The 18,959-nt window shown below is 74.2% G+C and carries 16 protein-coding genes, 1 tRNA gene and 1 pseudogene; 10 read left to right on the forward strand and 8 right to left on the reverse strand.

Annotated elements, in window-relative coordinates:
* Nucleotides 1–46: 46 nt before the first annotated feature.
* A pseudogene (locus tag OVA14_RS08460) lies at nucleotides 47–1,451 on the forward strand (aldehyde dehydrogenase family protein).
* 174 nt (nucleotides 1,452–1,625) lie between these two features.
* Here the strand turns inward: OVA14_RS08460 and OVA14_RS08465 are convergent.
* Both OVA14_RS08465 and OVA14_RS08470 read right to left on the reverse strand, forming a co-directional pair.
* Nucleotides 1,626–3,704 (reverse strand): primary-amine oxidase, encoded by a 2,079-nt coding sequence (locus tag OVA14_RS08465; protein ID WP_267503476.1) that lies wholly within the window; start codon nucleotides 3,702–3,704, stop codon nucleotides 1,626–1,628.
* A gap of 61 nt (nucleotides 3,705–3,765) precedes the next feature.
* Complete coding sequence (locus OVA14_RS08470; RefSeq protein WP_267503477.1) at nucleotides 3,766–4,767, reverse strand: helix-turn-helix domain-containing protein; 1,002 nt, start codon at nucleotides 4,765–4,767, stop codon at nucleotides 3,766–3,768.
* Between the two features lie 160 nt (nucleotides 4,768–4,927).
* On the opposite strand from OVA14_RS08470, the gene OVA14_RS08475 reads away from it, so the two are divergent.
* Nucleotides 4,928–6,454, forward strand: a complete 1,527-nt coding sequence (locus OVA14_RS08475) for an APC family permease (RefSeq protein ID WP_267503478.1) — start codon at nucleotides 4,928–4,930, stop codon at nucleotides 6,452–6,454.
* Between the two features lie 221 nt (nucleotides 6,455–6,675).
* Here OVA14_RS08475 and OVA14_RS08480 read toward each other — a convergent pair whose 3' ends face one another.
* Entirely contained in the window at nucleotides 6,676–7,866 is a 1,191-nt protein-coding gene (locus OVA14_RS08480; RefSeq protein ID WP_267503479.1) for a RimK family alpha-L-glutamate ligase, read from the reverse strand.
* A gap of 33 nt (nucleotides 7,867–7,899) precedes the next feature.
* On the opposite strand from OVA14_RS08480, the gene OVA14_RS08485 reads away from it, so the two are divergent.
* On the forward strand, nucleotides 7,900–8,388 hold the full coding sequence (locus tag OVA14_RS08485; protein ID WP_267503480.1) for an ATP-dependent zinc protease: 489 nt from the start codon (nucleotides 7,900–7,902) through the stop codon (nucleotides 8,386–8,388).
* Nucleotides 8,381–9,340, forward strand: a complete 960-nt coding sequence (locus tag OVA14_RS08490; RefSeq protein ID WP_267503481.1) for a succinylglutamate desuccinylase/aspartoacylase family protein — start codon at nucleotides 8,381–8,383, stop codon at nucleotides 9,338–9,340. Before OVA14_RS08485 ends, OVA14_RS08490 begins: the two co-directional genes overlap by 8 nt.
* Nucleotides 9,341–9,409: 69 nt before the next feature.
* Here the strand turns inward: OVA14_RS08490 and OVA14_RS08495 are convergent, their stop codons facing one another.
* Nucleotides 9,410–9,964, reverse strand: a complete 555-nt coding sequence (locus OVA14_RS08495) for a helix-turn-helix domain-containing protein (protein ID WP_267503482.1) — start codon at nucleotides 9,962–9,964, stop codon at nucleotides 9,410–9,412.
* A gap of 76 nt (nucleotides 9,965–10,040) precedes the next feature.
* On the opposite strand from OVA14_RS08495, the gene OVA14_RS08500 reads away from it, so the two are divergent.
* The gene (locus tag OVA14_RS08500) at nucleotides 10,041–11,681 is read left to right on the forward strand and encodes an FAD-dependent oxidoreductase (RefSeq protein ID WP_267503483.1); all 1,641 of its coding nucleotides are present in this window, start codon (nucleotides 10,041–10,043) and stop codon (nucleotides 11,679–11,681) included.
* Nucleotides 11,682–11,727: 46 nt separating this feature from the next.
* Here the strand turns inward: OVA14_RS08500 and OVA14_RS08505 are convergent, their stop codons facing one another.
* Together OVA14_RS08505 and OVA14_RS08510 are read right to left on the reverse strand one after the other, a co-directional pair.
* On the reverse strand, nucleotides 11,728–12,483 hold the full coding sequence (locus tag OVA14_RS08505; protein WP_267503484.1) for a sulfite exporter TauE/SafE family protein: 756 nt from the start codon (nucleotides 12,481–12,483) through the stop codon (nucleotides 11,728–11,730).
* A gap of 22 nt (nucleotides 12,484–12,505) precedes the next feature.
* Nucleotides 12,506–13,138: an MBL fold metallo-hydrolase gene (locus OVA14_RS08510; RefSeq protein ID WP_267503485.1), complete on the reverse strand. Its 633-nt coding sequence runs from the start codon at nucleotides 13,136–13,138 to the stop codon at nucleotides 12,506–12,508.
* A gap of 117 nt (nucleotides 13,139–13,255) precedes the next feature.
* Between OVA14_RS08510 and OVA14_RS08515 the strand changes: the two genes are divergently transcribed.
* The 3 genes from OVA14_RS08515 to OVA14_RS08525 all read left to right on the forward strand — a co-directional run bounded on the left by OVA14_RS08515 (nucleotide 13,256) and on the right by OVA14_RS08525 (nucleotide 14,941).
* A complete protein-coding gene (locus OVA14_RS08515) occupies nucleotides 13,256–14,146 on the forward strand; it encodes a diacylglycerol/lipid kinase family protein (RefSeq protein WP_267503486.1) in 891 nt (296 codons plus the stop codon).
* A gap of 114 nt (nucleotides 14,147–14,260) precedes the next feature.
* A tRNA-Glu gene (locus OVA14_RS08520) sits at nucleotides 14,261–14,333 on the forward strand.
* Between the two features lie 134 nt (nucleotides 14,334–14,467).
* Nucleotides 14,468–14,941: a zf-TFIIB domain-containing protein gene (locus tag OVA14_RS08525; protein WP_267503487.1), complete on the forward strand. Its 474-nt coding sequence runs from the start codon at nucleotides 14,468–14,470 to the stop codon at nucleotides 14,939–14,941.
* Between the two features lie 73 nt (nucleotides 14,942–15,014).
* Here OVA14_RS08525 and OVA14_RS08530 read toward each other — a convergent pair whose 3' ends face one another.
* Both OVA14_RS08530 and OVA14_RS08535 read right to left on the reverse strand, forming a co-directional pair.
* On the reverse strand, nucleotides 15,015–16,016 hold the full coding sequence (locus OVA14_RS08530) for a CorA family divalent cation transporter (protein WP_267503488.1): 1,002 nt from the start codon (nucleotides 16,014–16,016) through the stop codon (nucleotides 15,015–15,017).
* Entirely contained in the window at nucleotides 16,013–16,729 is a 717-nt protein-coding gene (locus OVA14_RS08535; RefSeq protein WP_267503489.1) for a TIGR00645 family protein, read from the reverse strand. Before OVA14_RS08535 ends, OVA14_RS08530 begins: the two co-directional genes overlap by 4 nt.
* A gap of 133 nt (nucleotides 16,730–16,862) precedes the next feature.
* On the opposite strand from OVA14_RS08535, the gene leuC reads away from it, so the two are divergent.
* Entirely contained in the window at nucleotides 16,863–18,308 is a 1,446-nt protein-coding gene (leuC, locus tag OVA14_RS08540; RefSeq protein ID WP_267503490.1) for a 3-isopropylmalate dehydratase large subunit, read from the forward strand.
* Nucleotides 18,309–18,310: 2 nt separating this feature from the next.
* The gene (gene leuD / locus OVA14_RS08545) at nucleotides 18,311–18,919 is read left to right on the forward strand and encodes a 3-isopropylmalate dehydratase small subunit (RefSeq protein WP_267503491.1); all 609 of its coding nucleotides are present in this window, start codon (nucleotides 18,311–18,313) and stop codon (nucleotides 18,917–18,919) included.
* Nucleotides 18,920–18,959 lie beyond the last annotated feature (40 nt).

Genomic DNA, 18,959 nt, shown 5'->3' on the forward strand with positions numbered 1-18,959 from the left:
CGGCGGAGGATGAGCGCGTCCCCCTTCGATGGAGAGCGAGGAACCCATGGAGACCTACGAGTCCCTGCTCGGCGCGGTCGGCGCCGACGACGGCATCCCGGTGATCGATCCGGCGACGGGCGAGGTCTTCGCCCACGCGCCCGCCTCGACCCCGGAGGACCTGGAGCGCGCGATCGCCGCGGCCCGCGGCGCGCAGCCCGCATGGGCGGCGCTGTCCGACGGCGAGCGCCGCGCCGCGCTCACGGCTGCGGCGGACGAGGTGGAGGCCAGCGCCGAGGCGCTCGCGCAGGCTCATCGCGCGCGAGCAGGGCAAGCCGCTCAGCGGCCCCGGCGCCCGCTTCGAGGCAGGCGCGGTCGTCGCCTGGCTGCGCGCCACGATCGCCACGGAGCTCGCGCCGGAGGTCGTCGTCGACGACGGCCAGGCGAAGGCCACCGTCTACTACCGGCCCATCGGCCTCGTCGGCGCCATCGGCCCCTGGAACTGGCCCGCGATGATCGCCACCTGGCAGTTCGCGCCGGCCCTCCGCATGGGCAACGCCGTGGTCATGAAGCCCAGCGAGCACACGCCGCTCAGCGTGCTCGCCACGGCGCTGCTCGTGAACCGCCACCTGCCCGAGGGGCTCCTCACGGTGCTCGCGGGCGATCGCGACCTCGGCTCGGCGCTCACCGCGCACCCCGCCTTCGGCAAGATCATGTTCACCGGCTCCGCCCGCACCGGCCAGGCGATCATGCGCGCCTCCGCCGACAACCTCACGCGCCTCACGCTCGAGCTCGGCGGCAACGACCCCGGCATCGTGCTGCCCGACGTCGACGCGAAGGCGATCGCCGAGGGCCTCTTCTGGGGCGCCTTCATCAACACGGGCCAGACCTGCGCGGCGCTGAAGCGCCTCTACGTGCACGAGGACGTCTACGACGACGTCGTGCGCGAGCTCGTCGCCGTCGCGGGAGCGATGCCGATGGGCTCCGGCACCGACGAGGCCAACGTGCTCGGTCCGCTCACGACCGAGCAGCAGTTCGGCATCGTCGACCGCCTCGTCGAGGAGGCCAGGGCCGCGGGCGGGCGCGTGCTGCTCGGCGGCGACCCCGACCGCGACGCGAAGGGCTGGTTCTACCCGGCGACGCTCGTGGACGGGCTCGCGGACGACGCGGGCCTCGTGGCCGAGGAGCAGTTCGGGCCGGCGCTGCCGATCCTGCGCTTCTCCGACGTCGACGACGCGATCGAGCGGGCCAACCGCGGCGACGCAGGGCTCGGCGCGAGCGTGTGGTCGTCGGATCCGGCCAGGGCCCGCGAGGTCGCCGCGCGCATCCAGGCGGGGTCCGTGTGGATCAACTCGCACGGCACGATCCACCCGATGGCGCCGTTCGGCGGCGTGAAGGGCTCGGGCTTCGGCCTCGAGTTCGGAGTGGAGGGCCTGAAGGCCGTGGCGGTGCCGCAGGTGATCCACGGCTGATCGCTGACGACGAGGGGCCCCGCGCGCTGCGCGGGGCCCCTCGTCGTCGCTCCGTCGGTCGAGGAGCGCGCGGCGCAGCCGCGCGCGTCACGAGACCCGGATCGGGGACGGGGTCTCGTGACGGCAGCGCCCTGCGGGCGCGGCCTCCTCGACCAGCAGGTGAGGGGAGCGGCGTCAGCGGATCGCGACGTGGTCCTCCCCGTCGGCGCCGTGGTGGCCGTCGTGGCCGTCGGCGGCCTCGCCGTGCGCGTGGCCGCCGCAGCCGCAGCTGCCGCCCTCGCAGCCGCAGCCGCCGCCATCGCCCGAGCGGCCGGCCTCCGGCACGTCGAGCGCGGGGTTGCGGTCGAGGAAGCCCACGGGCTTCAGCCAGAAGCCCGAGTAGTCGACGGGCATGATCGGCCAGTCCTCGGGGCGCGGGATGTGCGTGAGCCCGAACGCGTGCCAGACGACGAGGTCGCCGCCGTCGACCTCGCCGCCCGCGGCGACGTAGGCGGGCACGCCGTCGCCGCCCGCGTGCTGGTTGGGATAGCGCCCGGCGGGGAAGGTCTCGTCGTCGCGCTGCGCCGTCACCCACAGGTGCTGCGTCGCGAAGGTGCCGCGCGCGTGCACGCTCGACGCGGGATCGGCCATGAGCGTCGCCCGCGCCTCGGGGATCAGCTGGTACTCCGTCGGCTTCCCGAGCCCGTTCCTGCGCGTCGCCGAGCCGATGTGCCAGGTGCGGCCGAGCGCGCCGTCGCCGAGCCGGGATCCGGCCTCCGTCACCCGGTCGCGCCGGTGGCCGAAGGCGTTGCCCCACGGGTTCTCGGGCCCCATCGGGATGCGCACGAGGTCGACCTGGTCGACGTAGTTGTCGGTGCCGTCGACGTCCATGTCGAGGCGCGCGCAGAAGATGTGCTGGTGCACGGGCGCGAAGAGCCCGGAGGCGATCTCGGTGGCATGCCGCTGCTCGGTGCCGGGGTGGTCGGCACCGCAGAAGACGATGCCGGTGGCCTTCGCCTCGAACTGGATCGAGCCGTCGAGGTAGAGGTACCAGAAGAAGCCGTAGTCGTAGTTGCCGACCGTCGCGAAGTACGAGATCACGAGCCGCCGCGAGCGCCGCCCGTGCGTGGTCTCGCCGTCGAGCTCGCGGTGCTTCCAGAGGATGCCGTAGTCCTCCTCGTGCATGCAGATCGCGCGCGGGATCGTGAACGCCTCGCCCGTGTCGCCGGCCAGGTGCGCGTCGAAGTAGTGGATGGCGCCGAGGCAGTCGCAGCCGAGCGCGAGCGAGTTGGCGTTCTTGCCCAGGTGGTACTCGCCGGCGTCGAAGTAGCTGATCCAGCGGCGGGTCTCGCTCGTGTCCCCGTAGGGCACGACCATCTCGGGCACGCTCGCGCGGTGGATGACGCTGCGCAGCTCCTCGCCGTCCTGCCAGCCCAGCTGGTGCAGCACGAGCCCCTCGCGCATCGAGAAGCCCACGCGGAACCGCCACTGCTCCCACGTCACGTGGCTGCCGTCGACGCTGAAGCTCGGCCCCTCGGGCATCGTGATCTCGATGGGCTTGAGGCTCGTGCGGCGCGCGCCGACGGAGGCATCGTCGTAGTTGCCGTCGATGTCGGGCAGCGGCACCTGCCGCTCGTCGACGAGCTTCTCGACCTTCCGCCCCGTCACGTCGACGAGCAGCACGAGGCCCTCCACGGGGAACGACCACGGGTTGTCGCCCTCGTGCGGCGGCAGGAAGGTGAGCGAGCGCATCATGCGGCGGCCCACCTCGTCCGCCTCGCCGAACTGCCCCGGCGCGAGCGGCACGACGAGCGCCCGGTCCATGTGGTCGAGGCCGCGGGCGGCCATCGCGGCGCGCCAGCCCGCGTCGGCCTTCACGATCTCGTCGACGAGCTCGTACTCCTCGAAGAGGTACTGCGGCTGCCCATAGGGAGCCTCGCCCGTGGGCAGCGCGTCGATCGCCTCCACGCGGTCCTCGGCGGCGTCGGCGCCGAGCGCCACCACCGCCTCCCGCACGAGCCCGGAGCCGGTGTCGAGCAGCGTCGAGAGCACCCGCCGGCCGAGCGGTGCGCCCGGCGTCCAGGAAGCGAGCGCCGCCTTGGGCGCGTCGAGCAGCAGCTGCATCGGGAAGCGGGTGTCGTCGCGCAGCGCGCCCGCCGCCTCGAGCGCCGCCCGCACCCGGGCGATCTCGCCCGGGGTCAGCGCGTCGAGCGGATGGGCGGCCTCGATCAGGTGCGAGTCGCGGGCGCCGTGGGTGTGCGTGGCATCGGGCATGGGGTCTCCTCGTCGAGCGTGACCCTCACGCTAGGTGCGCCCGCGGGAGGTGTCTTGCGACTCAGCGCAGGCCGCTTGCCGTCGCCAGCGCGCGCGGCTCCGCATGCTCCGGCTCGAGCATCGTCGCCTGCCGGTACTCGCTCGGGCTCTGCTCGAAGGTCGCGCGGAACAGCCGCGAGAAGTGCGCGGGGTTCACGAGGCCCCAGCGGGCGGCGATCGCGGCGATCGTCTGCTCGTGGAGCGTGGCGTCCGCGAGGTCGCGGCGGATGTGCTCGAGGCGGCGCTCGCGGATCCACCCGGCGACGGTGATGCCGCGCTCGGCGAAGACCGCGTGCAGGTGCCGGGTGGAGATGAAGTGGGCCTTGGCGATCTGCGCGGGCGAGAGGTCGGGGTCGCCGAGCATCCGGTCGATCGTGCCGAGCATCTCGTGCAGCAGCTGCCGCTTCGGGTCCTGCTGGACGCCCTGCTGCAGCTCGGCCGAGACGAGCGTCATGAGCAGGTCGAGCGCCGTGCGCGCGAGCCGCTGGCCGTTGGACCCCGGCAGCTCCTCGAGGCTGCCGGCGAGCCCGGCGAGGAAGGGGTTCACGACGCGGCCGAGCGGCGACTCGAGCGGGAACGCGGTGGCGGTGACGGCGGCGAGCTCCTCGCGCGGCAGGTCGAGGTAGCCGTGCGGGAAGGTGATGACCAGCAGGCTCGAGGAGCCGTCGAAGCGCAGCGTGTAGGGCCGCGAGGTGTCGTAGATGGCGATGTCGCCCGGGTGCAGCAGCGCCACCCTGCCGTCCTGCTCGATCACCTCGTCGCCCGAGAGCTGCAGGCTCACCTTCACGAGGTCGCTCGAGCCCCGCTGCACGAGCTTGGGCGTGCGGGCGACGATGCTGGCGGTGTGCTCGATGCGGAACACCGAGACCGCGCCCACGTCGGTGCGGGCGATCCGCCCCTCGAAGGGCTCGTCGGAGAGCGGATGGATGTCGAGCGGCACGAAGTTCACCGCCACCTGGCGCCGCCACTCCGCGATGCCGATCGGCTCGCCGTCGAGCGGAGGGAAGTCGAAGGTCGATCGCACGCTGCCCCCTTGTGCCGGTCAGCATAGCCGCGCGCGGCGCGCGCGCGAGGCGCGCGCCCGGTCGATCGTGCGCGCTCCGTCAAGTGCCCGACGGCCCCGGGCAACCGCCGCGGCGTCAGGATCGCCGCGACCCCGCACCGTGCCGGCGAAGGAGCTGACCATGGCGACCGCATCCGCGACCCCCACCCCCGCGACCCCGACCTCCGCGAGCGCCGCGCCCGGGGAGGGCGCCGTGCGGCTCGGCGCGGGCGGCGCCGGCCTCGGCGTGCCCGCCATCGTGCTCATGATCATCGCCGCCTCCGCGCCCCTCACGGTCGTCGCGGGCGGCGTGACGACGAACTACGCCGTCTCGGGGCTGACGGGCGTGCCGCTCGGCATGCTGCTGCTCGCCGGCGGCCTCCTCGTCTATGCCGTCGGCTACGTGGCCATGAGCCGCCACATCCGCAACGCCGGCGCCTTCTACGCCTACATCGCGCGGGGCCTGGGCCCGGAGGCCGGGGTCGCGGGCGCCTGGACGGCGCTCGTCGCCTACAACGCGATGCAGATCGGCATCTACGGCATGCTCGGGTTCACCGCCTCGAGCTTCGTCGCGGCGAAGCTGGGCGTCGAGGTGCCCTGGTGGGTGTTCGTGCTCGTGACGATCGCGCTCATCGCCGTGCTCGGCGTCCACCGCGTCGACGTCTCGGTGAAGGTCGTGGGCGTCCTCGTGGCGCTGGAGTTCGCGGCGGTGCTCGTCTACGACCTCGTCTCGCTCGCGGCCGCTCCCGAGGGCGTCTCGGCGGCGGGCTTCGCGCCGGCCGACCTCTTCGCGCCCGGCATCGGCGTGGTGCTCGTCATGGGCATCGCGGCGTTCATGGGCTTCGAGTCGGGCGCGATCTACACGGAGGAGGCGCGCGACCCGGTGCGCACGGTGCCGCGCGCGACCTTCGCCGCCGTCATCGTCATCGGCGCCTTCTACGCCTTCAGCGCGTGGGCGATGCTCATCGGCTCCGGTCCGAGCGCCGCGGTCGCGGCGGCGCAGGCGAACGGCCCCGACCTGCTGTTCGTGCAGCTGGGGGAGCGGGTCGGCCCCATCGTCGCCGACCTCGCGCAGGTGCTCTTCCTCTCGAGCCTCCTCGCCGCGCTCATCTCGTTCCACCACGCCGTCGCCCGCTACGCCTTCGCGCTCGGGCGCGAGCACATGCTGCTGCCCGCGTTCGGCCGCGTGAACCGCCGCGGCGCGCCCGCGCTCGGCTCGATCGCGCAGACGGCGCTCGCCGCGGTCGTCGTCGTGGCCTTCGCGATCGCGGGCGCCGGGAGCGAGCTCGGCCCGCTCTACCCGGTGCTGACGCTCTTCACGTGGCTCACGAACCTCGGCGCGCTCGGCCTCATCGTGCTCATGGCGGTCGTCTCGATCGCCGTGATCGGCTTCTTCGCGCGGGACCGGCGGGGTGCCGGGGCGTGGACCCGGATCGTCGCGCCGACGATCGCCGCGGCCTTCTTCGCGACCGTGACCGTGCTGACGCTCGCCAACTGGAACCTGCTGCTGGGCGAGGCGGAGACCGGCTTCCTCACGTTCGCGCTCCCGGGGCTCCTCGTCGTCGCGGCGGTCGTCGGCGCCCTCGTCGCCGTGCAGGCGAAGCATCGCCGCCCGCACGCCTTCGAGTCGATCGGCACCGGCGCCGTCCCGACCGCCCGCGTCGACTGACGGCCGCAGGTCGACGAGCGCGCGGCGGAGCCGCTCGCGTCACGAGACCCAGCTCGCCGGCGGGGCCTCGTGACGGCAGCGCCCTGCAGACGCGGCCTCCTCGACCGGCGAAGAGCGGGCGCGGCCTCGCTCGATCCCGCATCGCAGGCTCAGGGCCGAGCAGGCGGGACTCTCGCGTCCGCTCGGCGCTGAGCCTGCGAAGCAGGAGGGGAGGGCGCGCCTCAGTCCTCCTGCAGCGGCTGCTTCGGCAGCTTCTTCACCCGCGCGCGGCGCTTCGGCCGGTCGGGGATCATCGAGCGCATCTCCTCGAGGCGGCCGAAGCACAGCAGTCGGTCCTCGGCGTGCAGCACCTCGCGGCCCTTCGGGTTCGGGATCACCGTCGTGCCGCGGTGCAGCGTGAGCACGGTGATGTCGCGGTCCCACAGGCCCGACTCGCGCACGGTGCTGCCGACGAGGTCGGCGTCCCCGTGCACGACGAGCTCGGCGACGCCGAAGCCCGTCGAGACGCTGAGGCGCTCCCGCACGTCGATCTCGGGGAACGCGACCTGGGCCGCGATGTGGTCGATGATCGCGCCGGCGACGTCGAGGTTCGTGGCGGTCTCGATGCCCTCGAGGCCGGGGGAGGAGTTGACCTCCATGACGAGCGGCCCGTCGTTGCCCTCGAGCATGTCGACGCCCGCGACCTTGAGGCCCATGATCTGCGCCGAGCGCACGGCGACGCGCTCGTACTCGGGGTCGAGCGTGACGGCCTCGACGCTGCCGCCGCGGTGCACGTTCGAGCGGAACTCGTCGCCCTGGGCGCTCCGGCGCATCGCGGCGACGACGCGGTCGCCCACGACGAGCGCGCGGATGTCGCGGCCCTTCGACTCCTGCACGAAGCGCTGGATGAGCACCTGCTGGCGCGTCGACTGCAGCGTCTCGATGATCGCCTCCGCGACCTTGATCGTGGGGGCGAGGATGACGCCGATGCCCTGGGTGCCCTCGAGCAGCTTCAGCACGACGGGCGCGCCGCCGACGCGCTCGATGGCGGGGATCACGTCGGCGCGGTCGCGCACGAAGGTCGTGGCCGGCATGCCGATGTCGTGGCGGGCGAGGATCTGCGTGGCGCGCAGCTTGTCGCGCGAGTTCGCGATGCCGTTGGCCGTGTTGGGCGTGTAGACGTCCATCTGCTCGAACTGCCGCACGACGGCGGTGCCGAAGTAGGTGATGGAGTTGCCGATGCGCGGTAGCACCGCGTCGTAGTCGCGCAGCTGGCGGCCGCGGAACTGCAGGTCGGGGGCGTCGCCCGAGAGGTCGATCGCGAAGCGCAGCGTGTTGAGCACCTTCACGTCGTGGCCGCGCGCGACGGCGGCGGCGCGGAGGCGACGGGTGCTGTAGGCGCGCGGCGCGCGGGAGAGGATGGCGAGCCTCATGGGGCGCACCTGCCTTCCTGGTTGGATGGGCCTATGGGCACCGACCATCCAAGCACCCCTGCAGCGGCGGGCTGGCGCGAGTGGGTCGCCCTGCCCGGCACCGGCATCGACCACGTCAAGGCCAAGCTCGACACCGGCGCGCGCACGAGCGCGCTGCACGCCTTCGGCCTCGAGGAGCTCGAGCGCGACGGCGAGGCCTGGGTGCGCTTCTCGGTGCATCCGTGGCAGCGCTCCGACGCCGACGCGGTCGTCGTCGAGCGGCCCGTGCACGACCGGCGCGTCGTGCGCTCCTCCACCGGCCACGAGCAGGAGCGCATCGTCGTGCTGCTCGAGATCGCCCTGCTCGGCCGCACGATCGAGACCGAGGTGACGCTCACGCGCCGCGACGAGATGGGCTTCCGGATGCTCATCGGCCGCGAGGCGCTGCGCCGCGGCTTCCTCGTCGACTCCTCGGCCTCGTACCGAGGCGGGCGGCCGCCCCGCGCCGTGCGCCTGCGGAACCGGGGGCGCGGCGGTGCGTGAGTCGTTCGCGATCGGCTCGGTGCGGGTGCGCGCCGGGCGCTCGCAGCACGTCGAGCTCGAGGTCGCCCGGCTCGTCACCGGTGGCGACATCACGCTGCCCGTGCGGGTGGTCCACGGCCGCGAGGACGGCCCGACGGTGTGGATCGACGCGGCCGTCCACGGCGACGAGGTCGTCGGCGTCGAGGTGATCCGGCAGGTGCTCGCGGCCGTCTCGCCGAAGACCCTGCGCGGCACGCTCGTGGCGGTGCCCGTCGTCAACGTGCTCGGCTTCATGACGGGCGACCGCTACCTGCCCGACCGGCGCGACCTCAACCGCTCCTTCCCGGGCTCGGCGCGCGGCTCGCTCGCGAGCCGCATCGCCCACCTGCTCATGACCGAGGTGGTCGCGAAGTGCGACGTCGGCATCGACCTGCACACGGGCTCCGACCGCCGCGACAACCTGCCGCAGATCCGCGCCGACCTCGACGACCCCGAGACCCGCAGGCTCGCGGAGGCCTTCGGTGCGCCCGTGATGCTGCACGCGCGGCTGCGCGACGGCTCGCTGCGCCAGGCGGCGCGCGAGGCCGGCGCGATCGCGTTGCTCTACGAGGCGGGGGAGGCGCTGCGCTTCGAGCCGGAGCCGATCGCCGTCGGCGTCGCCGGCGTCATGCGCGTGCTCGCCGCGCTCGACATGCTCGACGCCGAGGACGCCGACGAGGCCGAGCCGCCCGTCGCGTGCCGCCAGAGCGGCTGGGTGCGCGCCCGCGGCTCCGGCATCCTGCACCTCGAGGTCGAGCTCGGCGACCAGGTGGAGTCCGGTGCGCGGATCGGCCGCGTCGCCGATGCCTTCGGAACGGGCGGGCGCATCGTGCGCGCCGACCGCGACGGCATCGTCGTGGGCCTCACGCGCGCCCCGATCGTGCACGCGGGCGACGCCGTCGCCCACATCGCGTCGCTCGAGCAGGAGTCCTGAGCGCGAGCTGCTGCGCGGCGTCGGCCGCGCGCTGAGCGATGCCCGCGGCGACCGGCGGCCGGCGACCGCTCAGCGATGCACGTGGGCGCGCTGGCCGTCGCGGTCGAAGAGCATGACGAGCTCGGCGGGCCCGTCGACCGCCCGCATGGCGTGCGGCGTCATCGTCGAGAACTCCGCGGCCTCTCCCGCGGCCACGTCGATCTCGCGCTCGCCCAGCTGCAGCCGCACCCGGCCCTCGAGCACGAGGAACCAGTCGTAGCCGGGATGCACGCGCGGCGCGGGCATCGCCTCCGGCTCGAGCCGCACCTTCATGGCGGCGGTGCGCCCGTCGACGCGGCTGAGCTGCCAGGTGGTGCGCGCGCCGTCGCGGTGCTGGACGGGGCGGATGACGACGTCGTCGTCGCCCTCGGTCTCGAAGAGCGCGTCGAGGCTCAGCTGCAGCGCCTCCGCGAGCGGCACGAGCACGTCGAGGCTGAGCGCGCGCCGCCCGGTCTCGACGCGGCTGATGGTGGAGGCGCTGAGGTTCGTGCGGGCCGCGAGCTCGTCGAGCGAGTAGCCGAGCGTCGTCCGCACGCTCCGGAGGCGCGTGCGCGCCATCCGCTCGATCGCGCTGCTGTCGGCCACGCGTCCATCCTGCCGTCGCCTTGCGGATCCTGCAAGAGCTCTTCCTGGATCCGCCAGGCGCTCGTAGGCTCGGGCCATGACCTCGACGCACGGCGACCCCGGCCCCGACCACGCGACCGACCACGCCCACGAGCGTGCGCACGGCGGCCCGCCGCCGGTCGAGCGGCGCGTCGACGTCGCCGTCGTCGGCGGCTCGGCCGCGGGCCTCGCGGCGGCGCTGCAGCTCGTGCGCCAGCGCCGCTCGGTCGTCGTCGTCGACGACGGCACGCCGCGGAACGCCCCCGCCGCGCACATGCACGGCTACCTCGGGCGCGAGGGCGCCGCGCCGGCGGATCTGCGGGCGATCGGGCGCGAGGAGGTGCGCGGCTACGGCGCGGAGGTGCTCGACGGCCGCGTCGTCGCGGTGCGGCGGGAGGGCCCGCTGCTGCGCGTCGAGCTCACGGGCGGCGGCGCGCTGCTCGCCCGCAGGGTCGTCGTCGCGACGGGCCTCGTCGACGAGCCTGCCCGCGATCGAGGGCCTCGCCGAGCGCTGGGGCCGCGAGGTCATCCACTGCCCGTTCTGCCACGGCCACGAGGTGCGCGACCGCCGCGTCGTGCAGGTCGTCGCGGCGCCCCCGGACTCCACGCCGCGCAGCTGCTGCGCCACCTCACGCCGCACCTGGTCGTCGTGCTGCACGACGGCGTCGCCGCCGATCCGGCGGCGGTCGAGGCGCTCGTCGCCTCGGGCGTGCCGGTGCTCGCGGGCACCGTCCGTCGCGTCGCCGACGCGGGCGGCGACCTCTCGGTCGAGCTCGCCGACGGCACCGCGCTGTCGGCCGACGCGGTGCTCACAGGCTCGCGCTTCCGCCCGCGCGTCGAGGCGCTCGCCCCGCTCGGGCTCGAGGCCTCGGCGCACGCGAGCGGCATGGGCGAGGTGCTCGCGGCCGATGCGACCGGTCGCACGGCGGCCGATGGCGTCTTCGCCGCCGGCAACGTCGTCGACCCCGGCCAGCAGGTGCTGCACGCCGCCGCGAGCGGCAGCATGGTGGGCGCGCACGTCGCCTTCAGCCTCGCGGCCGACGACATCGCCGCCGCCGCCCGCCCCGACGCCGTCGAGGCGGAGTGGGATGCGCGCTACGCGGGCGAGGACCGCGTGTGGAGCGGCAACCCCAACGGCACGCTCGTCGCCGAGGTCGAGGGCCTCGCGCCCGGCCGCGCGCTCGACGTGGGCGCAGGCGAGGGCGCAGACGCGCTGTGGCTCGCCGAGCGCGGCTGGCGCGTGACCGCGACCGACGTCTCCGGCAGGGCGCTCGAGCGCGCCGGCGCCGAGGCGGCGAGGCGGGGCCTCGAGGTCGAGCTGCTGCGGGTCGACGCGACCGCGCCGGACGCCTACGAGCGAGAGGCCTTCGATCTCGTGTCGCTGCAGTACGGCTCGTTCCGCCGCTCGCCCGACGGCCGCGGCCTCGCGAACCTCCTCGGCGCCGTGGCCCCCGGCGGCACGTTGCTCGTCGTCGCCCACGACCTCGCGGTCGTGCAGGAGCCGCTCGACCCGGCCGAGGGCACCCGCGCCTTCGACCCGCTCGCGTTCGTCGGCGTCGACGAGATCGCCGCGGCGATCGAGGCCGACGCGGGGTGGCGTGTGGAGGTCCGCGAGACGCGGCCGAGGCCGTCCGGCGCGCGCAGCGCGCACCACGTGCACGACGTCGTGCTGCGCGCCGTGCGGGTCGCCGAGCGCTGAGGCTCGGGTGCGGGCGCCGCCGCGGAGGCGGTCCCGGCCGCCCCGCTCAGCCCGCGAGGCCGACGACGCCGGCGACGATGACGGCCGCGCCGCCGAGGATCGAGAGGACGACGATCGCGATCCGCACGGCGCGCGGGGGGATCCGCCGCGCGATCGGCTCGGCGATGAGCGTGCCGGCGGCGGTCGCGACGACGCCTGCGAGCCAGCCCCACCACGGCCACTCCGGCCAGCCGTCGGGCACGAGCAGCTGGCGCTCGAGGAGCGTCGCGATGCTCACGATCGGCCAGAACGCCTGCATGGTGGCGGCGAACGAGCGCGGCTCCCAGCGGGAGACGATCTGGTACACGCCGACGGCGGGCGCGCCGACGCCGACGGCGGCGTTGAGGAGGCCGATGAGGCCGCCGGAGGCCACGCGGGTGACGGGCCTGTCGAGCCGGTGCTCGGTGCGCACGAAGAGGGTCGCGAGCACGACGCCGAGGATCGCGACCGCCCCGACGGCGATGCGCAGCAGGTCGGCGCTGACGACGCGCGCGAGCAGCAGGCCCGCGATGCTGAGCGCGGCGGCCGGGATGCCGATCCACGCGAGCCTGCGCCAGTCGATGTCGCGCCAGACGCGCGGCAGGATCAGGCCGCACGCGACGATCGCCATGACGTTCACGAGCACGACGGCCGCGATCGGACCCACGAGCAGCGCGGCGGTCGGGCCCATGACGAGGCCGAAGCCCATGCCCGCGACGCGCTGCGAGAGCGTCGCGACGAGCAGCGCGACGCACAGGACGGCGAGCGGGAGCGCGTCGATCACGCGCGCGCCTCGGCGCGCCGGCTCAGAGCTCGATCGATTCGCCCGCGGTCAGCGGATGGTGCGTGCCGCCGCCCTGCTGCACGGCCCACTCGATGCGCGCGTTGGCGATCGCGAGGCCCATCGCGCTGATCGGGGCCTCGTGGGTCGGGATCGTCGCGCGCGGCGCGACCCGCAGCACGAAGTCCATCGCCTCGCCGATCTTCAGCCACGGGCCGCCGGCCGGGGCGGCGAGCAGCGCGGGGGTGACGTCGGGCACCGCGTAGGAGTCGCCGGGGTAGTACACGGCCTCGTTCACGAGCACGCCCAGGTTGTCGACCACGGGGATCGACTCGTGGATCACGGCGTGCTCGCCGCCGAAGAAGCGCAGGCGGAACGGCCCGGCGGTCACGCGCTCGCCGGCCGCGACCGCGCGCACGTCGAAGCCCTCGGCGGCGGCGGCGACGCCCTCCGGGCCGAAGATCGGCACGCCCGGGTTCGTCTCGCGCAGCGCGCGCAGGTGCTCGGCATCCCAGTGGTCGGGGTGCTCGTGCGTGATGACGACCGCGACGACGCCCGTGGGCGCGAGCGGCCCCGTCTGGTTGCCGGGATCGATGACGAGCCGCTGCCCCTCGTCCTCGAGGACGAGGCAGGCGTGGGCGTGCTTGGTGACGCGCATGGCGCCACCCTACGCCCGCCCCTCCTCCCGCACATGTGCAGGGAACGGTCGTTCTGGCGCGCGCAGCACGACGATCTCCTGCACATGTGCGGGTCGGGGCGCGCATAGGGTGTGCTCGTGCTCGTCGTGGTGGCCTCCAACCCGGCCGCCCGGTTCGGGCGGTCCGGCGGCGTGGGGGCGGTCGTGGAGGCCCGGATCCGCGCCCTCGGCCACGAGGTCGTCCACATCGCCGCCTCGGGCTACGCCGCGCAGCTCGAGCAGACGCGCTTCGCGATGATCCGCGCCGACGTGCTCGTCGTCGTGGGCGGCGACGGCATGGTGCACCTGGGCGTCAACGTCGTGGGCGGCACGTCGAAGCCGATGCTCGTGGTGCCCGCGGGCTCCGGCAACGACTTCGCCGCCGCGCTCGGCGTCCGCGACGCGCAGGACGCGCTCGACCGCATGCCGGCGACGCTCGCGGCCGCACCGGAGCGCGTCGACCTCGTGCGCATCGAGCATCCCGACGGCGTGGCGCTCGCGGCGGGCATCGTCTCCGTCGGCTTCGACAGCGACGTCACGGTGCGCTCCCTCCGGATGCGGCGCGTGCCGAGCAGCGTGCGCTACGAGGCGGCGATCCTCGCCACGCTCGTGCGCCTGCGGCACCGCACCTTCCGCGTCCGCATCGACGGGGGAGCGGAGCGCACCTGGCGCACGGCCATCGCCGCGGTCGCGAACAACCGCACGCTCGGCGGCGGCATCCCGCTCGCGGCGAGCGCGTCGATGCGCGACGGGCTGCTGACGGCCGTGCTCGCCGACGAGCTGCGGCTGCCCGCGTTCCTGCGGCTGCTCGGCAAGGCGATGCGCGGCACGCATCAGGAGGATCCGCGCGTCACGACCGTCGACTGCGAGGTCGTCGAGCTCGACTGCGACGAGCCCGTCTCGGTGTGCGCGGACGGCGAGGTCGTGGGCCGCCTGCCCATCCGCTGCAGCACGATGCCAGGCGCCCTGCAGGTGCTGCGGCCCGTGTGAGGGGCGCCGGACGCGCGCCTCGGCGGCCGCTCGAGGAGCGGCTGCGCGCTCGATTTGGCGCTCGCTCGGATCGTGTGGCACACTATCCAGGTTGCTTCCGCAGGGAAGCGGCAAGGCCCCATCGTATAGCGGCCTAGTACGCTGGCCTCTCACGCCGGTAACGCGGGTTCGAATCCCGCTGGGGTCACCTGATCGAAGCCCCCGCCCTTCCGGGCGGGGGCTTCGTCGCGTCCGGGCGTCGCTCCGCCGTCGGCACGCGCATAGGAGCCGCAGAGGCTCCCTCGGTTGGATGGTGGGCGGACCCCACGAGAGGAGCCCACCATGCAGTGCCCCACCGACGGCACCACCCTCACGATGAGCGAGCGCAGCGGCATCGAGATCGACTACTGCCCGCAGTGCCGAGGCATCTGGCTCGACCGCGGCGAGTTCGACAAGCTGCTCGAGCGCGCGGCCGAGCAGCCGGCGCCGCAGGGATGGCAGCAGGGCGCGCCGCAGGCGCCCGCCTACGGCCAGCAGCAGCCCTACGGCGAGCAGCAGCCCTACGGGCAGGGGCAGCAGCAGCCCTACGGGCAGCAGCCGGCGTACGGGCAGGGCCAGCAGCAGTGGGACCAGCGCCCCGCGCAGGCGGGCGCGTCCGGCGGCCTCGGCGCCGTCGCCGACAAGCTGCTGAACGAGGTGCAGAAGCGCGCCCAGGGCGACCGCCGCCAGGATCCGCGCTACGACCAGCGGTACGACCCGCGCTACGACCAGCGCCGCCGCTCGAAGGGCAGCTGGCTCGGCGACATCCTCGGCTGAGCCGCCGCGCAGGACGCGTCGCGAGGGCCCCGCACCGGAGCATCCGGGCGGGGCCCGCGTCGTCGGGCCGCGACTACAGCCAGTGCTTGCGCTTGAACGCGAGGTAGAGGCCGCCGGAGAGCACGAGCATCGCGAGGAGCGCCAGGGGGTAGCCGAGCGGCCACCGCAGCTCGGGCATGCGGTCGAAGTTCATGCCGTAGATGCCCGCGACGAGCGTGGGCGCGAAGAGGATCGCGGCCCAGCTCGACACGCGCTTCACCTGCTCGCCCTGGACGAAGGAGCGCTCGGCGAGCGCCTCCATGTGCTCGTTCTGGCGCTGCGCGATCCGCGCGGCCTGCAGCTGCAGCACGCCCTGCAGCAGCGCGTGCTGCGCCTCGAGGCGGTTGGCGGCCCGCTCCAGGTGGTCCGCCACGTCGCGCAGGTGCCTGCGGAGCTCCGTGCCGTCGGACGGGGCCTCCGCGGCGAGCCGCGCGACGACGTCGCCGAGGGGCTCGGCGATCCTCGTGAGCCGCGCGACACGGCGCAGGGACCGGTAGGCCTCGTCGACGTCGGGCGGGGCGCTGCCGAGCGACCGGTCCTCGAGCCCGTCGGCCTCGTCCTGCAGCGCCTGCGCGCGCTCGAGCACCGCGTCGCCCACGGCGTCGAGCACCGCGTGGACGATCGCGCCGGGCGAGATCGGCAGCGTCGCCCGCGCGCCGTCGCCCGCGGCGCGGGCGCGCACGGCGTCGATCCACCCGGGGTCGCCCCACGTGGCGGTCACGACCCAGTCGGGGCCCGCGACGACGTGCACCTCGTGCGGCGCCCCGTCGTCGTCGGGCCGATGCAGCACGAGGTAGCGCACCTGCCCGTAGGGCTCGAGCTTCGTGCGCTGGCCGCGCTTCGCGATGTCCTCGACGAGCAGCGGGTGGAGGTCGAGCGCCGCCGCGAGCGCGGCGAGCTCGTCGTCGGCGGGATCGACGAGGTCGACCCATGCCACCCCGCCCCGGGCGGCGGCCTCGTCCCGCAGGCGCTCCGCCGGCACGCCTCGGACCGCCGTGCCGTCCGGGCCGAGCACCTCCGCGGCGCGGACGCTCACGCGCGATCCGTCGCCGGCATCCGCCGCCCCGCCACGGGCTCGTCGTCCTCGTCGCCGTCGAAGTCGTGCGCGTGGCGGTCGTGCCCCGCCTGCTTCGCGACGACGTCGGCCGACACCTGCATGCGGTCGATGAGCGCGAGGCCGATCGCCGAGAGGATGAAGAGGCCGTGGATGATGCACTGCCACATGACGCCCTCGGCCGTCACGACGTGGCCGTCGCCCGTGATGTCCGGCGCGATCCCCGGCTCCTCGCGCCCCATCTCCGCGACCTCGATGAACGACTGCAGCAGGTGGATGGAGGAGATGCCGATGATCGCCATCGCGAGCTTCACCTTCAGCACGTTCGCGTTGACGTGGCTCAGCCACTCCGGCTCGTCGGGGTGGCGGCGCAGGTCGATCTTCGAGACGAAGGTCTCGTAGCCGCCGACGACGACCATGATGAGCAGGTTCGCGATCATGACGACGTCGATGAGGCCGAGCACGCCGAGCATGATGATCGCCTGCTCGACCTGCCCCTCCTCGGCGATGGCGCCGACGACGTCGTGGGCGATGAGGTGCCACAGGTCGATGAGGAAGACGACCGCGTAGACGAGCTGCGCGATGACGAGCCCGCCGTAGATCGGGGCCTGCAGCCAGCGGCTGGAGAAGATGAGCGAGCCCAGCAGGCGCACGCCCGGTCGCTCGTTGTACTGGGTGCCGCCGGCAGCTGCCATCGGGGTCTCCTCGCTCGATGCTGGGTGCATCGTACGGCGCGCTCGGCGGCGTCGTGCGGGAATGCCGCGATGGGCCCGCGCGTAGTATGGCGAGACGGCCGCGGAGCGGCGCGTCGAGCGTGGGAGAGGGCTGATGGGACGGACGCTGGCAGAGAAGGTGTGGGACGACCACGTCGTCGTCAAGGGCGAGGACGGCGCCCCCGACCTCATCTACATCGACCTCCACCTCGTGCACGAGGTGACGAGCCCGCAGGCCTTCGACGGCCTCCGCCAGGCCGGCCGCCCGCTGCGCCGCGTCGACCTCACGGTGGCGACCGAGGACCACAACACCCCGACGCTCGACATCGACAAGCCCATCCAGGATCCGACGAGCCGGAAGCAGATCGAGACGCTGCGCGCCAACGCCGAGGAGTTCGGCGTGCGCATCCACTCGCTCGGCGACGCCGAGCAGGGCATCGTGCACCTCGTGGGCCCGCAGCTGGGCCTCACGCTCCCGGGCGTCACCGTCGTGTGCGGCGACTCCCACACCTCCACGCACGGCGCGTTCGGCGCGATGGCCTTCGGCATCGGCACGAGCGAGGTCGAGCACGTCATGGCCACGCAGACGCTGCCGCTGAAGCCCTTCAAGACGATGGCGATCACGGTCGAGGGCGAGCTGCGCCCGGGCGTCACGGCGAAGGACATCATCCTCGCCGTCATCGCCAGGATCGGCACGGGCGGCGGCGCCGGCTACGTCTTCGAGTACCGCGGCAGCGCCATCCGCGCCCTCTCGATCGAGGGCCGCATGACGATCTGCAACATGTCGATCGAGGCGGGCGCCCGCGCCGGCATGGTCGCGCCCGACGAGACGACCTTCGCCTACGTCAAGGACAAGCCGCACGCCCCGAAGGGGGCCGACTGGGACGCCGCGGTCGAGTACTGGCGGACGCTCCCGACCGACGACGACGCCGTCTTCGACGCCGAGGTCGTCATCGACGCCTCCGAGCTCGAGCCCTTCGTCACCTGGGGCACGAACCCCGGCCAGGGTGCCTCGCTCTCGGCGGCCGTGCCCGACCCTGCGTCGTTCGCCGACCCCACCGACCGCGCCGCCGCCGAGCGCGCGCTCGAGTACATGGACCTCGCGCCCGGCACGCCGCTGAAGTCGATCCCGGTCGACACGGTGTTCATCGGCTCGTGCACGAACTCGCGCATGGAGGACCTCACGGCCGCCGCCGACATCCTCCGCGGCCGCACGAAGGCGGAGGGCGTGCGCGTGCTCGTCGTGCCCGGCTCCGCGCGCGTGCGGCTCGAGGCGGAGGCCGCGGGCCTCGACAAGGTGTTCACCGACTTCGGCGCCGAGTGGCGCTTCGCGGGCTGCTCGATGTGCCTCGGCATGAACCCCGACCAGCTCGCGCCGGGGGAGCGCTGCGCCTCCACGTCGAACCGCAACTTCGAGGGCCGCCAGGGCAAGGGCGGCCGCACCCACCTGGTCTCGCCGCTCGTCGCGGCCGCGACCGCGATCCGCGGCACGCTCTCGAGCCCGTGGGACCTCGCGCACGACACCGAGCTCGCCGCCTTCGCGGCCGGAGAGGACGCCTGACCATGGAGAAGATCAGCACCCTGACCGGGCCGCTCATCCCGCTCGAGCGCTCGAACGTCGACACCGACCAGATCATCCCCGCGGTGTTCCTGAAGCGCGTCACGAAGACGGGCTACGACGACGCGCTCTTCCACTCGTGGCGGCAGGACCCCTCGTTCGTGCTGAACCAGGAGCCCTACCGGCAGGGCGGCATCCTCGTCGTCGGCCACGACTTCGGCACCGGCTCGAGCCGCGAGCACGCCGTGTGGGCGCTGCGCGACTTCGGCATCACCGCCGTGCTCGGCCCGCGCTTCGGCGAGATCTTCCGCGGCAACGCCGGCAAGCAGGGCCTGCTCGTCGGGCAGATCTCCGAGGACGCGATGGAGGCCCTCTGGGCCGTCGCGCGCGCCGAGCCGGGCGCCGGGATCACGGTCGACCTGGAGGCCCGCACGGCCACCGCGGGCGGCGTCGCCCACGGCTTCCAGATCGACGACTACACTCGCTGGCGCCTGCTGGAGGGGCTCGACGACATCGCGCTGACCCTCCGCGACGAGGACGCGATCGCCGCGTTCGAGGCGCAGCGACCGAGCTGGCTGCCGCAGACGCAGCCGGTGCAGCGAGGAGCGAAGTGAACCTGACCGAGTTCTCCCGGAACGCCGGGGCGGCCGTCGG

Source organism: Agrococcus sp. SL85 (assembly GCF_026625845.1).
In the GTDB taxonomy this organism is placed as follows: Bacteria; Actinomycetota; Actinomycetes; order Actinomycetales; family Microbacteriaceae; genus Agrococcus.

What these genes read in the sequence shown, in the direction of transcription:
- OVA14_RS08525 (WP_267503487.1), top strand. Translation starts at nt 14,468, where the DNA reads ATGCAGTGCCCCACCGACGGCACCACCCTCACGATGAGCGAGCGCAGC.
- OVA14_RS08500 (WP_267503483.1), top strand. Translation starts at nt 10,041, where the DNA reads ATGACCTCGACGCACGGCGACCCCGGCCCCGACCACGCGACCGACCAC.
- leuD (WP_267503491.1), top strand. Translation starts at nt 18,311, where the DNA reads ATGGAGAAGATCAGCACCCTGACCGGGCCGCTCATCCCGCTCGAGCGC.
- OVA14_RS08535 (WP_267503489.1), bottom strand. Translation starts at nt 16,729, where the DNA reads ATGGCAGCTGCCGGCGGCACCCAGTACAACGAGCGACCGGGCGTGCGC.
- OVA14_RS08510 (WP_267503485.1), bottom strand. Translation starts at nt 13,138, where the DNA reads ATGCGCGTCACCAAGCACGCCCACGCCTGCCTCGTCCTCGAGGACGAG.
- OVA14_RS08475 (WP_267503478.1), top strand. Translation starts at nt 4,928, where the DNA reads ATGGCGACCGCATCCGCGACCCCCACCCCCGCGACCCCGACCTCCGCG.
- OVA14_RS08480 (WP_267503479.1), bottom strand. Translation starts at nt 7,866, where the DNA reads ATGAGGCTCGCCATCCTCTCCCGCGCGCCGCGCGCCTACAGCACCCGT.
- leuC (WP_267503490.1), top strand. Translation starts at nt 16,863, where the DNA reads ATGGGACGGACGCTGGCAGAGAAGGTGTGGGACGACCACGTCGTCGTC.
- OVA14_RS08465 (WP_267503476.1), bottom strand. Translation starts at nt 3,704, where the DNA reads ATGCCCGATGCCACGCACACCCACGGCGCCCGCGACTCGCACCTGATC.
- OVA14_RS08485 (WP_267503480.1), top strand. Translation starts at nt 7,900, where the DNA reads ATGGGCACCGACCATCCAAGCACCCCTGCAGCGGCGGGCTGGCGCGAG.